We start from the raw sequence: 13,764 nt of genomic DNA on the forward strand, positions 1-13,764 counted from the left end.
GCAGATGAACTATTTTGTAGCAGAATTTTTAGGCACTTTTTTATTAATATTGATGGGTTCTGGGGTTGTAGCCAATGTGGTTTTGCCCAAAACTAAAGCCGCAGGTTCGGGCTGGATGGTGATTACTACAGCTTGGGCTTTTGGAGTTTTTATAGCGGTGGTAGTCGCAGGTCCTCATAGTGGAGCTCATATTAATCCAGCGGTTAGCTTGGCCCTAGCAATAACAGGTGATTTCGCCTGGAATCTTTTGTGGATTTATATCCCAGCACAGATTTTAGGCGCAGCTTTTGGGGCTTTTTGTGCCTGGTTGATTTATCAAAGGCATTTTGAATCCACGGATGATCAGGGTTTGTTATTTGCGCCTTTTGCCACTGCTCCAGCCATTCGAGATGTCAGGACTAATTTTATTTCAGAATTCATCGGAACATTTGTACTTATCATAGTGATATTGTTTTCCACTCCTCCGCAGTTGATGGACGCCAATAGCACTCCAATTGGCTTGGGGGATTTAGGGGCTCTACCGGTTGCTATTTTGGTATGGGTAATAGGATTGGCTTTAGAGGGAACAACTGGCTATGCGATCAATCCGGCACGTGATTTAGGTCCAAGGATCATGCATCAAATTTTACCCATAAAAGGAAAAGGAGGGAGCGATTGGTCCTATAGTTGGATTCCCATTATTGGTCCTTTAACAGGTGCTGCCGTTGCAGCATTTATTTACATAGTATTGAATTAATTTATATTCCATAATGGATAAGAAAATTTCACATTTCAAAACTTCAGATAATTTATCATTGGAGGTTCAAAAATACATTCAATCTGAAAATCCTAAAAAGATAATATTAATTGTCCATGGACTTGGAGAACATGCTGGAAGATTTCAAAAAGTAGCTGAGTATTTTAATGAACAGGGAATAAGTGTCATAGCCTTAACTTTAAGAGGACATGGGAATTCAGAAGGCAAAAAAGGACATGCCCCTAGCATGGAGCAACTATTGACTGACATAGAGTATTTTATCCGTTTTGTTAGGGTGGATTATTTAAATGCTGAATTATACCTCTATGGGCATAGCATGGGCGGCAATATCGTTTTGAATTATTTGGCTCAAGACCAATCCAGTGAAATTACGGCCGGTATAGCAACTTCCCCGTGGATTAAATTGGCTTTTGACCCACCAAAATGGAAAGTGAATTTAGGGAATTGGGTAGCCGATATTATTCCAAGTTTGATTCAGCCATCAGGACTAAAAGCAGAGGATATTTCCAGCATAAATGAGGAGGTAGAGAAGTATGAAAATGATCCCTTAATTCACAATAAAATTTCGGCCAAACTATTTACCTCCATCACAAAAGGAGGGGAGTACCTGATTCATAATACCCATAAATTTAAGCACAAAGTATTTTTAGCTCACGGTCAGCTAGATAAAATTATCTCCCATGATGCAACTGCTGAATTCTCTAAGGATAGCAGTTTGTTTACATTTAAAAGTTATCCAAATTCAAAGCATGAAATCCATCATGATGTAGATTTTGAGGAATTGATGGGGGATGTTTTGGGGTGGATGGAGGATAATTAAATCTTGATAGATTTTAAATTTTTTGGTGAATTTTAAAAAAAAGTAAATTTATGCTTTGGAAGTTGAATACTTCTGGGACAGAGACAGAGCAAAATTAAGCATTAAATTGCTAATTATTGCATTTTAATTCTAGCTTAATCATTCATACTTTTTCCATTGATGAAAAAGTATGCAAAAAATCTAGGTAAAATGATGCTACTACCCGCTAATGTCAGCGTCTGCCCGCCATTTTACCCTCCAGCCCGCTTTTTCGCTTAAGGCGAAAGTTGGGGAGTTAGATATTAATAAACTCACCAAGTAAATTCAACTTTATGTAACATTGATCAAACTCCTTTTAGCTTGTTTCTAGATGATTTTTAATTAGCCCGCTAATCTAGATTGTTCTTGGAAAACCTATGTTGTCCTAACGTGAGAGATACAGCAAAATTCTTAATTGGTTATTGCACATTTGCAACAGAACTGACTCGACCACTTCCGAGGAACTCGGGAAAGAAGGAGGGAGGACAAAATAGCGGGCCCGCTTGTGCAGACAAGCCAGCGGATGGATGTGGGATGAAGCATTATTTTGTCTTGATTTTTTCTTTCTTTTTGATCAAGTAACCGCAGTCTATTGAACTGAACTTCAAAGAAGATAACAGGATGGTCCTGTGTTACAGGATATGAGCCAGGGTTAAACAGCCTTTGGCTGTTCTTTTGTTTTCTTTTGATTCTTCTGTGGTTAAATTTCCAGCTTTAGCAAGTTTTTAGTCTTGTTATATAGTAGAAAAAAGGAAAATAGAAACATTGGAATATACCTAATAAGTATAAGTAAAGCCTCAAAAAAATACTACTCATCATATTAAATATTGCCGTAAAATATCAGTCTTAACCACTTCCTGACTTTCAGGAAAACGATTTCCCCTATTCAGGAAGCCCAAAAAATATTCAGTAAGCATCTTTACCAAATCAGGAAACATTATAAAAACTCAGGCAATATTAATATTCTGCAGGTAGTGAAAATAATATTCAGCAAGGAATATTATTTGGTTTTTGATTTTCGCATTACTTACCTAGAATGTGTCCCATGTCTTTAAATCCTCGTTCCCACCTTGCTTTGCACGGTGGTTTTTAATTGCACATATTATTTAAGTTAAATGCTTTATAATACTGTGTTGATTTTCTTGTAATAAAAACAATCGGTTAGATTGCCTCGATTACTATTACAAATTAATTTAAATACTCTAGATGCGAATCATTTTAATTCCGAATCAGTTTAATCTCATTGATTTTAAATTCATCAACCTTTTTAGTTAAAAAAACATGAGAACGAACAAAGGTTTTACCTTCTATGAGAATACTTACAATGACTGAATATTCTTCTGAGTTTTTCTCATCTCTATCAATTTTATATCCTGTGATTTTTTCGCCTTGTCCACCAACCCATTGATTACCCCATAAATAATTACAAGCATTTATATTAAACATTGGTTCTGGTTCATATTCCCAATTGATCTTTCGCATTTCTGCATTGCAACTTTCTAGCTTGCTAACCAATTTCTCTTTGTAGTCCTCAGAAAAGTAATCAATAGTATTTATCCTTTCTTTAAATTCTCTCAAATCAAAAATATAAGTAGTTTCATCAAGCTTTTCAAAAGGTGGTATCTGATAATAACTTGTACTCTTTGGATAGGCAACATTTATGTACCAATTGTAAAATTTATCTACTGTTTGAAGGACTAGTGAATCTTGACTGGGGTTAGTATGATTTGAATGAGAGGATAATGTATAAAGGATAAATGGAACTAGTAGGGAAGTAGTTTTCATTTTCAATTAGATGTAACTGGGTAAATATATCAAGACGGATTCTCAATTAATAATGTATATGTAACTCGGTATTTATTACCATAAGGTCCAATATTTATAAACTGGATCATCTACTTCTGGTTCGACATCAAATTTGGAATATGCTCTCATCGGCTTTGAAAGTAAAAAAGAATCTACATCTACTCTATTGAACCTACCAAGACTGTCAATAGCATAATTTTCAATTACCACCTTAGTCACTAAGGGAGATTTTTCATCTTCCTGATTCCGGTTCTCGGCATCTTTGTAATTAAAAACCTTAATGCTGTCTGAATTTATTAAACTATAACTAAATCGGTCTAAAGAAGCACTGGTGTAACTTCTGATTTCCTCATTCACTACAAGTTCATCTATTTTCTTCCCGGTCTTATTAAAAGAACGTAAAACAAACCGTTCTGCTTTATTGTTAAATCTAGAATATAGAACCAAATCAAAGTGAGTTTCTGTCAAGGAAAAGATAGCAAAACGCTTGTAAATTTCTGTTACATACCTCGTGATCTTATCTTTATCCATATCATATAAGCCATATTTATATTGGAAATTCGATGAATCACTGTCACAGATATAAGTGAAACTAGCTGATTCAGGAATCAATGGATATTCTTCAGATAGTTGAGGGTAATCTTTTTTATTCAAATTTCTTGTTAAATAATTTCCATACTCATCAAACTGAACTTTTGGAGAAATCTCAATAAATTCATGATATTTGTCAACTTGCAAGAAGATAAGTGAACCCAAAAGTAAAATATATTTCATATAATTGAAAGAAATCACCAATTCAAATCTGGTAAGTTATTGATCACCACAATGTCCAATATTTATAAACCGGATCATCTGGTTCTGGTTCGACATCAAACTTGGAATATTTGAAAAGTGGCTTATCTAAAAATACTGAATCTTTAGATGAAAGATTGAATTGTCCAATAGAATCAATCTCATATTCTTCAATAACAACTTTTGTTTTTTTGTAATCTATGTTGGTATTTTCGTTATCGGAATAAGCAAAAACCTTAAATCCTTCCTTTTTAATAATTAAAAATTGAAAAAAAGCATCTGATTCTATACTCTCAATAGTTCTTTGGTTTGCTAATTTTTCATCAATCAAACGACCTTCTTTATCAAAGGATTGCAAATAAAAATACTTGTTATTGTCATCATCGTATGTTGCGTGCATTAACAAATCATATTCAGGTTTCTTTAAGGAAAGTATTGCATATCGCTTATGTTTCTTTTTCACATGTTTTAAAAAATTACCATCTTCCATATGATATAAATCATATTAATAATACAATCTAGACGAATCTTGATTGCAGGCATAGTAAAAGTATTCAGAATCCGTCAAAAGCTCATATTCTTTTTCAAAATCTAAAAAGGACATTTCATTTAAATGTCGAGTAAGATAGTTTCCGCTTTCATCCCATTTAAAGCTTGGGAATTTAGATGAAAAATTTTCATAATATATTTTATCAGAGTGAAAAATTAATGCAATTAATAGCAAGCTTATAAATCTCATATTTATTATTGAAGCTAGCTCCCACAAGACTGACTAGAAACCTTAATTACTATTATCTATCTGATTATAATTTTTCCAAAATTGATCATTTTCTTCTGATGATGTATTTTTCTTTTCAGCTTCAATACCAGATGAATTTATTTTAAATTCATCTGGGAATTCTATATAAACAATATTTTTTGGTGTATCAAAAGCAAATTGTTCATTCACATTAGAATAAAAAGAAGTATGATCCTTAAAATATTCTACAGTTGCAACGTATTGAAACTTTTTTAACTCTGTACTCAAAATAACATAGCATAATTTTCCATACAGGTATTTTTTGCCCAGAATATATTTTCCTTCAGGACTTACTAAAACCAATTCTATATATTCTGCTAGAAGTTCATCTTGCGATAAATCATTGACAGGTGCTTTATATATTTTCCAATCATAAGCGTCTGCTCCAGGCAAGTAATAATACTTTTGTCCATAAAATAATGTTTCATCAACAACCTGAGGTTTAATGCACTCCTCACAGGCAATTTCTTGTTTTGAAAAATCATTAGATTTTGATTCATTAAAATTTATTATTGTTATTAAACTATCTGCTTTAGTCGATCTTAGATACTCACTTACATACGTACTTAGTATTACTTTGGTGCCTGAAGAAGTAATGTCATAATTCACATCCTTATCATAGTAGTGTGCAGAATAGGATTTGATTTTATACTCCTTATTTAAATATTCTATCCAAAAATCTTGATAGTCCAATAAGTACTGGCCTCTATCAAGTTCATCAATTAATTTGGATTCAAATTTTTGTGGGACATTGTAAAAGCCATGATATAAAATTAATTCGTCAAACTGCTTAACTTTCAAAACTCTCCTACCTTCTCTCTTAATATAAATTGAATCTGTGACAACTTTTCTTTTTTCATTATAATATATTTTAAATTCTGCTTCAGAACTATATCCAAAATCTTTTTTACCACCAATATTCATTTGATAAATAAGTTTATCATCATTATAGCCTATTATATTATAATATCTATCCTTTTGAAGTTGTAATAATTCATTTGACTTCGCAATAAAATTTTTATGAGCAAACCTGATTGAATTTTGTCCATTTAAATCAAATAATATAAACCAACATACACTTAATGATAAAATAATTTTATTCATGATTATTTAATATATTTAAAAAATTTCACAACCCTATCTTCCCTTTGACCTATCAATGGTCTTGCATCCATAACCCCATACAGCGGTCCATTTGCAAAATGGACACCTTTTCCACAATCCATTATTCTAAGCACTTTTGATAAATCCCTTCTTGCAAATGACCCTCCCCACCGGTCCCCTAATGAAACCGTTGTATTAGAATAATTTAAACCAGATTTTTCCCTTTCTGTGTTATCGACTACTTCATATAAACTTCCTGGAACGATCATGAATACATGGCCCGGATCATAGCTGCCTATAATAATTTCTTTCTGACTTGTAACAAGATTTTGAAGACGCTTCCAATATTCAGGATATGATTCTGATTCTTCTTTTTTTATCTCTTCAAAATAATTATCTAAAGTCCCGTCATTTAAATTGTTTATTATTCCTTGAGCATTACCCATCATAGAAGATACTTTACCATATAATTGTACACCTTCATCTTTTATAGTTAAAGAACTACCACTAACGGGATAAAGAACATCATCACCAGTAAGATTATAAAGAGCAGCTCTTATACACAAATTGCATGATGCTTCATCCTCACTCCAATCGCTTTTAATATCAGTTGCAGCTTTTTCAGTAGACCCTTTATAATTTTGTGTAAATTCTTCAACACTCAAATTACTTAAATCAAATTTCAATGAACTATTCTTAACCCAGCCAAGATCTTCAAATTCTCCATTTTCCAATTTACTTATTAATTTAAATTCTCCACATTCATGAGTAACTTTTAAGGTCTGATTTTTTGAAACCTCCAAATTATAAATTTCAGTATATGGTCTAATTACTGGTTTAGTATCCTCCTTTAATTTGTATAATTGATTATCTGAAACTTCAATCACTTCTTTTAAGTTTCCTATCCAAGTGCAATAATCAATATTTTCGTTTATATAACTAACCATAACTCTTGCATCATCACCTTCGCTTAAGAAGTTGTTTATTTCTATAAATTCTCCTTTTTCTAAATATTCATCTGGATTTAATATATTATATGGTTCGGTTTGTTCCCTAATATTTGCATCGTCCTTAAATACTATAAATTTCCCGGATATAAATTCAGAAACCGATTCTTTATCGACAATTTCAAACATGTCATAATCCTCAAATCCATTATTAAATGAATCATCAACAGAAACGGTAATTCTAAGTAAATATTCACCTGCCTCCACAAAATTATTATTTGTCCCTTTTCCTGACCATCCTGCAATATCATCTTGTTTATCAACAAATTCTATGTTTTCTCCTTTTTCTAAATTATAATAGAAAATCACTAACGTTGTATCCTCTTCATTAATTTTAAATATCTCAATTTTTGAGTTATTAAGTTCCAAAGAATCCAAATATGTGTAGGTTAATTCTAGCCTTTCTTCACTTGAAGTAAAAGAGGATGTTAATTCATTTATCACTAATAATTCAGGATTTCGTGAAATTCCTTCAATTGGTTCTTCTGTATTTTCGTTGTTATTAATTAATTGAATACTATAATCGACTTCTCCAATTCTAATTTTTAATTCAAGTTCATCATAATCGTCTGGGAGAACTATATTTGCTGAATCGGTATCTGTTGGATTATCTAGAAAAATCTCTTCAGTAACATCCTCATCTCCATTTAATGCTGACCATTTAAGCTCTTCTTCACCATCATAATCGATTAATGTGATTAAATGATTTGAGTCATTATCAGACAAATTAATTTCAGTCCTGCTCTGATATTGCAACTCTTCATATTCAAACCATACCTCACCTGAATTTTCTTGTTCTCCACCAGAATTATGCGGCCCACTCAACTCCCCATCCTCATCCACCACATACACATTCCCTTCCTCATCCTCTATCACTATATCTCCATCCTCATTATCATCTGCCGTTTCAGGATCAATCTCTGTGGTATTGCCTTCTGTATCGGTTACGGTAATAGTGCCTTCTTCTTCATCATGTTCAACATCCGCTATTTCGCCTTCTATATTGACATCCGGTTCTGGTAGCTCATCAAAGCTGTCTTCTTCTCCTTCTTCCTGATTGCCTGTTCCTTCCTCGCTCAGGTCTGGTTCCTTTTGGTCCAAAGCTATGATAAAAGGGCCATTGGGGTTGTAAATGCTCTCGATATTACCTTTTATCAATTGCTTATCGGTATTGATCATTATATTGTTGAGGTTCGCTTCCACTCTGGCCCCATTGAACAAGGGTACTTCTATCAAGCCTCTTCCTGAATAGGTATCGCCCATTTGGTTGAGTTGGGTTAGGATAACCGTAAACCCTGCCGCTGTGATGCGGTCGCCTATCTGCAACTGCTCTATCGGCTCTTGGTTGGTGATTTCAGTTCGACTGGGCTTTGCCCCACAATTGAAGTCTTGTGTTTCCTGTTTGAGGGTTTTTAAGGTCAGTACATTTTCTGCTGCTCCATCTATGACGCCACAACTCGGAATCACTCTGATTTCATATTCAGTATCAGCCTGTAAATCATAGACTACCTGTGTTTCCAAGTTGGTGCCGTAGTTGAACCAGCCTTCTTCTCCTTTTTCCCTGATCTGAGCCACATAGCGATTATGGTTCCACTCGCCTTGCCATGTAATGCGGATTCTGTCAGTACCATTGGCTTCTGCCCCAAGATTGGTGATGGGTTGACAGGCATCGCCATATTTAAACCATCTTACCTCGCTATTGCCCTGATTCTTGAATAAGTCTCTACCGCTCAGGTTAACAGCTTGCACTTGCCAAGCATAGCTCCTGCCGGGGATCAGCATGGCATCGTTTAATCCGTAGAAGTAGCTGGTAGTCATGATGGTTGTTTCAAAAAGCGGTTGGGTAGTCCGTGCCACTTCATTAGGATTCCTGCCTTCCGGCCAGATCTCCCATAGCCTGAAAACATATTCGGTCTCAAATGCACTGTTGGGTGAGGAGGTATGCCTTGGCGTCCATTGAAATTGTACTTGCTGTGGGTCTTGCAATCTGATTTTTTCTTCAAAGGGAAGGTTTAGCAAAGGAGGATCATTTAATACCAGCCAGGCCATGGAAGTACCAATATTGCTGACTCTGTTATTTCTGTTATAATCCAGTACTTCTATTTGGAATTGATAAAAGCCCTCGGGCAATTTTTGCGTGGAGGCTAGCTGGTTGCGGTTGATGCCGCTGACCTCCATGTTCTGGATGTTGAGGTATTGGGTAAGGTCCGTGGCGTCCACTTGATAAGGTATTCCGGGGTCTAACCTAATAGGTTCTGGGCTAAAACCCCGTCTGGTTCTTAACCTGACACCCGCTCCTTCTATGGTGATCCGAAGTTTTGCTTGGTAATTCGTCTGCGTAAAATCCTTTAACAATAGCTGAATGTTCCATTTGTTTTGGCTAGCATCGCTGTAGTCTGAGAGGTAAAGGCTGTAGGGTGGGAGCAGATTGGAGGTTACCTGAACGGGGTTCGAAGCGTTTTGGGCTAATGAAGTTAAAGATAAAAGCAAACAAATAACCAGAAATGCAAATTGCTGCAGAATGTACTTGGGGCACGAGCTGGAAGCTTTTCGTAGATGTGGTCTATTTGACACACCAGACAGGCGTTCGCCAGCGGTGGGAGGGTATGGTTTTGGTTGAAATTTAATGCCTGGGGATTTTTTGGTTCGTTTCTGATTTTATTTTAAATCCAAAAGTATAGGTTTTAGGGCAATTTCAAAAAAATAATATCAAAAAATTGAGGGGAGCTAGAATTTTAGCTAGATAGGCGAGGAGTTTATGATGATAGTAAATTTCTATTAATGTTAGAATATACTCCGGATGCAAAGTAAAAACCCTCACAATTTACTTATTGTGAGGGTTTTGAACAATGTTTAAGGCTTGAATTTACTCTTCTCCACCTTCAATGCCATGTAATTTTCCTAATTCAATATCGATATGCCATAGTCCCATACCTTCTTCACCTATGATATCGAAAATTTCCAATGCTCTTCTAGCGATAGTTTCTTCCTCTCTTTGTTCAGTAACGAACCATTGTAGAAAGTTGAAAGTAGTAAAGTCTTTGGTACTGAAACAATGATCTACTAATTCATGGATTGATTTGGTTACTTTGATTTCATGCTCTAAAATCAGTTCAAACACCTCTCTCAAACTGTTGAACTCATGTCTGATTTCGCTAATAGCGGGTTGTCTAGCATGACCGCCAGCCTCATTGATGTAGCTGAATAATTTCAACATATGACCTCTCTCTTCGTCAGAATGGTCATATAAAAATTTTGAGGAGTTTACATAACCTTTTGTCTCGCACCACGAAGCCATTGATAAATAGTAAGCAGATGATTTTCCTTCCATTTCGATCTGCTGATTAAGTTTCTTTTCTGTTTCTATTGCTAATGATCTATTGGGTGTTATTAAATCTTTCATAATAATGTCATTTTTGTATTTTATGCATTATACATATAAATGGACAATAAAGTTGAATCAAAACTCAATCTGAAATTGGATTTCTTCTAAATATGGACTCAGTATAAATAATAGAGCATAAAAAAAAGGAGCTTTCATTTTGAAAACTCCTTTTAGTCGAACTCTTAAAACTAGATTCTTGATTCTAGAATTTTAATATTAACCTCTAGCTTTCGCTTCTTCCTTGATTTTATTTAATGCAGAGCCAGCCTTAAACCACTCTATTTGAGTATCATTATAAGTATGGTTGGTTTTGATAACATCTTTGCTTCCATCCGCATGCACTACTTCAATAGTGATAGGTTTTTCCGGTGCAAATTCTTTTAAATCTAAGAAATTGAATGTATCGTCCTCCTGAATTTTATCGTAATCTCCTTCGTCAGCAAATGTTAATCCTAACATTCCTTGTTTCTTCAAATTGGTTTCATGAATACGAGCAAATGACTTAACCAAAACGGCTTTTACGCCTAAGTGTCTTGGCTCCATGGCAGCATGCTCTCTTGAAGAACCTTCTCCGTAGTTATGATCTCCTACAACAATAGTTGGAATTCCTTTTGCTTTGTATGCTCTTTGCGTTGCAGGTACTGCATCATATTGCCCCGTTATCTGGCTCTTTACCTTATTGGTTTCCTCATTGAAGGCGTTTACCGCACCAATCAAGCAGTTGTCAGAAATGTTATCTAAATGACCTCTGAATCTCAACCAAGGACCCGCCATAGAGATATGGTCAGTTGTACATTTTCCTAATGCTTTAATTAATAATTTAGCACCAGTTATATTTTGTCCATCCCAGGCATCAAATCCTTCCAATAATTGTAACCTTTTAGAATCCGGAGCAACTTTTACTTCTACAGTGCTACCATCTTTTGCTGGAGCTTGGTATCCATTATCTTCTACTGCGAATCCTTCTTCAGGTAATTCAGCACCAAAAGGAGGGTCTAACTTCACTTGCTCTCCTTTTTCATTTGTTAAGGTATCTGTTAAAGGATTAAACCCTAAGTCACCACTTATTGCAATTGCTGCCACCATTTCCGGGGAAGTTACAAATGCATGAGTGTTAGGGTTTCCATCAGCTCTTTTAGAGAAGTTTCTATTAAAAGAGTGAACAATGGTGTTTTTCTCGCCTTTATCCGCACCAGTTCTTGACCATTGTCCGATACAAGGGCCACATGCATTAGTGAAAATAGTTGCGTCTAAATCTTCAAAAATCTTCAATAAACCATCGCGATCTGCAGTAAATCTAACTTGCTCTGATCCAGGGTTAATTCCAAATTCTGACTTCGTTTTTAATCCTTTCTCAACAGCTTGTTTTGCAATAGAGGAGGCTCTAGATAAATCTTCGTAAGAAGAATTGGTACAAGATCCGATTAATCCCCATTCTACTTTAGTCGGCCATCCGTTTTTTTCTGCCTCCGCTTTTAGTTCTGAAATTGGAGTAGCTCTGTCTGGAGTAAAAGGACCATTTACATGTGGTTCTAATGTTGAAAGGTCAATTTCGATCACTTGGTCAAAATACTGCTCAGGATTGCTATAAACCTCATCATCACCGGTTAAATGTTCACGAACTTCATTGGCAGCATCAGCAACATCATTTCTATCAGTTGATCTTAAATAACGCTCCATAGCGTCATCATAACCGAAAGTAGAAGTTGTAGCACCGATTTCAGCACCCATATTACAGATCGTTCCTTTTCCAGTTGCAGAAAGAGATTGTGCTCCAGGTCCGAAATATTCTACGATGGAGCCGGTTCCACCTTTTACAGTTAAGATCCCAGCAACTTTAAGGATTACATCTTTGGCGGAAGTCCAACCGTTTAGTTTTCCTGTTAATTTCACACCGATTAATTTTGGAAACTTCAGTTCCCACGGCATTCCAGCCATTACATCTACTGCATCCGCACCGCCAACACCTATTGCTACCATTCCTAAGCCACCAGCGTTTACAGTATGAGAATCGGTTCCGATCATCATTCCCCCAGGGAAAGCATAATTTTCCAGAACTACTTGGTGTATAATACCTGCACCTGGTTTCCAGAAGCCAATTCCATATTTATTTGAAACCGATTCTAAGAAATTAAAAACTTCTCCAGAAGCCGTTAAAGAACTTCTTAAATCTTCCTTTGCGCCTTCTTTAGCTAAGATCAGATGATCACAATGTACGGTAGAAGGAACTGCAGCTTGATCTTTTCCCGCTTGCATGAACTGAAGAAGTGCCATCTGGGCTGTAGCATCTTGCATGGCTACTCTATCTGGAGCGAAATCTACGTAAGATTTTCCTCTTTGAAATGCGTTTTTTGCTTTCCCATCCCATAAATGTGAGTAAAGTATCTTTTCAGATAAGGTTAAAGGTTTGTTGACTACCTGTCTTGCAGCAGTGATTTTTTCACTCATTCCAGCATAAACAGCTTTAATCATGTCTATATCAAAAGCCATATTGTTATTTTTAATTTAAAATTCTCTGATTTTCTGCAAAGATACAAAATCAACACTTTTATCCTATGAGTGAGACGGGATTATCTGTATTTGTAAAAGTTCTAATTATCGATATAAATAACTGTTATATAGAAAGTTAAGGTTGTATACTTAAAGTTTTACTTGTTTTTTATTGTTTAGAATATTGAATCACTTATATTTGAATTGCTGTAAAATCTGATAAAGGTTTTTAATCCGTATGTATTTAATTTTAGAGAAATATGCTTTTCTTTGAATGATTTTATGAGATATGTACTAAAAGGACTTAGATTTGTAAGTTAAATGATATTTAATAAATTATTTTTGAAAATACTTTCTAGTTATTCAATTTAGTGAAAATGAAATACTTCAATACTTTTAATAGGGGGTTAACACTAGTATCACTGGTCTTAATCTTTATGCTTTCAGGCTCAAACGGTAATGCTCAATGCTTGGAAAAGGATTTGGTATCCCTAAATCTTAATAATAGTGGTGAGCTAGAAATTGATTTATCGAATTATTCTGGAGATCTAACGTCATATGAAGTAAGGTTGTATAATTATGAAACTACAAATGATTTTATTTCTGTAAATTTAGAGGAGGCCCAAGGTGCGAATATAGAATTCAGCAGATCTAAGAAAAAACTCATTCTAAATGGAATACCTGCTGGAGATTATTTGGTGATTTTTGAAAATAATGCGTGTCAAAATATTTATGTTGGGGAGGGGTTTTCAGGATTCCCTAATTCAGGAATAAGAATTGAATAAT

The 13,764-nt window shown here is 34.9% G+C and carries 12 protein-coding genes; 4 read left to right on the plus strand and 8 right to left on the minus strand.

The window, feature by feature from the left end:
• Nucleotides 1-4 precede the first annotated feature (4 nt).
• The 3 genes from Q3Y49_RS11990 to Q3Y49_RS12000 all read left to right on the plus strand — a co-directional run bounded on the left by Q3Y49_RS11990 (nt 5) and on the right by Q3Y49_RS12000 (nt 2,177).
• Nucleotides 5-736 carry an MIP/aquaporin family protein gene (locus Q3Y49_RS11990; protein WP_303268444.1) on the plus strand — a complete coding sequence of 244 codons (732 nt, stop codon included), beginning with the start codon at nt 5-7 and terminating at the stop codon, nt 734-736.
• Nucleotides 737-749: 13 nt separating this feature from the next.
• A complete protein-coding gene (locus Q3Y49_RS11995; protein ID WP_303268445.1) occupies nt 750-1,577 on the plus strand; it encodes an alpha/beta hydrolase in 828 nt (275 codons plus the stop codon).
• 408 nt (nt 1,578-1,985) lie between these two features.
• Nucleotides 1,986-2,177, plus strand: coding sequence for a hypothetical protein (locus Q3Y49_RS12000; RefSeq protein WP_303268447.1), 192 nt, complete (start codon nt 1,986-1,988; stop codon nt 2,175-2,177).
• Nucleotides 2,178-2,813: 636 nt separating this feature from the next.
• Here the strand turns inward: Q3Y49_RS12000 and Q3Y49_RS12005 are convergent.
• The 8 genes from Q3Y49_RS12005 to Q3Y49_RS12040 all read right to left on the minus strand — a co-directional run bounded on the left by Q3Y49_RS12005 (nt 2,814) and on the right by Q3Y49_RS12040 (nt 12,978).
• Nucleotides 2,814-3,380, minus strand: coding sequence for a hypothetical protein (locus tag Q3Y49_RS12005; RefSeq protein WP_303268449.1), 567 nt, complete (start codon nt 3,378-3,380; stop codon nt 2,814-2,816).
• A gap of 75 nt (nt 3,381-3,455) precedes the next feature.
• Nucleotides 3,456-4,175, minus strand: a complete 720-nt coding sequence (locus tag Q3Y49_RS12010) for a hypothetical protein (RefSeq protein ID WP_303268450.1) — start codon at nt 4,173-4,175, stop codon at nt 3,456-3,458.
• Between the two features lie 43 nt (nt 4,176-4,218).
• On the minus strand, nt 4,219-4,683 hold the full coding sequence (locus Q3Y49_RS12015; RefSeq protein WP_303268451.1) for a hypothetical protein: 465 nt from the start codon (nt 4,681-4,683) through the stop codon (nt 4,219-4,221).
• A gap of 15 nt (nt 4,684-4,698) precedes the next feature.
• Nucleotides 4,699-4,932: a hypothetical protein gene (locus Q3Y49_RS12020; protein ID WP_303268453.1), complete on the minus strand. Its 234-nt coding sequence runs from the start codon at nt 4,930-4,932 to the stop codon at nt 4,699-4,701.
• A gap of 42 nt (nt 4,933-4,974) precedes the next feature.
• Nucleotides 4,975-6,096, minus strand: coding sequence for a hypothetical protein (locus Q3Y49_RS12025; protein WP_303268455.1), 1,122 nt, complete (start codon nt 6,094-6,096; stop codon nt 4,975-4,977).
• Between the two features lie 2 nt (nt 6,097-6,098).
• Complete coding sequence (locus Q3Y49_RS12030; RefSeq protein ID WP_303268456.1) at nt 6,099-9,677, minus strand: hypothetical protein; 3,579 nt, start codon at nt 9,675-9,677, stop codon at nt 6,099-6,101.
• A gap of 292 nt (nt 9,678-9,969) precedes the next feature.
• A complete protein-coding gene (locus Q3Y49_RS12035; protein WP_303268457.1) occupies nt 9,970-10,506 on the minus strand; it encodes a ferritin in 537 nt (178 codons plus the stop codon).
• Between the two features lie 198 nt (nt 10,507-10,704).
• Nucleotides 10,705-12,978: an aconitate hydratase gene (locus Q3Y49_RS12040; protein ID WP_303268459.1), complete on the minus strand. Its 2,274-nt coding sequence runs from the start codon at nt 12,976-12,978 to the stop codon at nt 10,705-10,707.
• A 377-nt stretch (nt 12,979-13,355) separates the two neighbouring features.
• Here Q3Y49_RS12040 and Q3Y49_RS12045 point away from each other — a divergent pair, with 377 nt between their 5' ends.
• Nucleotides 13,356-13,763: a hypothetical protein gene (locus tag Q3Y49_RS12045; protein WP_303268460.1), complete on the plus strand. Its 408-nt coding sequence runs from the start codon at nt 13,356-13,358 to the stop codon at nt 13,761-13,763.
• Nucleotide 13,764: the final 1 nt, after the last annotated feature.

It is taken from the genome of Marivirga harenae, from assembly GCF_030534335.1.
Lineage (GTDB): Bacteria > Bacteroidota > Bacteroidia > Cytophagales > Cyclobacteriaceae > Marivirga > Marivirga harenae.

Coding starts and splice junctions, on each gene's coding strand:
- Q3Y49_RS12015 (WP_303268451.1), bottom strand. CDS start 4,683: ATGGAAGATGGTAATTTTTTAAAACATGTGAAAAAGAAACATAAGCGA.
- Q3Y49_RS11990 (WP_303268444.1), top strand. CDS start 5: ATGAACTATTTTGTAGCAGAATTTTTAGGCACTTTTTTATTAATATTG.
- Q3Y49_RS12025 (WP_303268455.1), bottom strand. CDS start 6,096: ATGAATAAAATTATTTTATCATTAAGTGTATGTTGGTTTATATTATTT.
- Q3Y49_RS12040 (WP_303268459.1), bottom strand. CDS start 12,978: ATGGCTTTTGATATAGACATGATTAAAGCTGTTTATGCTGGAATGAGT.
- Q3Y49_RS11995 (WP_303268445.1), top strand. CDS start 750: ATGGATAAGAAAATTTCACATTTCAAAACTTCAGATAATTTATCATTG.
- Q3Y49_RS12045 (WP_303268460.1), top strand. CDS start 13,356: ATGAAATACTTCAATACTTTTAATAGGGGGTTAACACTAGTATCACTG.
- Q3Y49_RS12010 (WP_303268450.1), bottom strand. CDS start 4,175: ATGAAATATATTTTACTTTTGGGTTCACTTATCTTCTTGCAAGTTGAC.
- Q3Y49_RS12005 (WP_303268449.1), bottom strand. CDS start 3,380: ATGAAAACTACTTCCCTACTAGTTCCATTTATCCTTTATACATTATCC.
- Q3Y49_RS12035 (WP_303268457.1), bottom strand. CDS start 10,506: ATGAAAGATTTAATAACACCCAATAGATCATTAGCAATAGAAACAGAA.
- Q3Y49_RS12020 (WP_303268453.1), bottom strand. CDS start 4,932: ATGAGATTTATAAGCTTGCTATTAATTGCATTAATTTTTCACTCTGAT.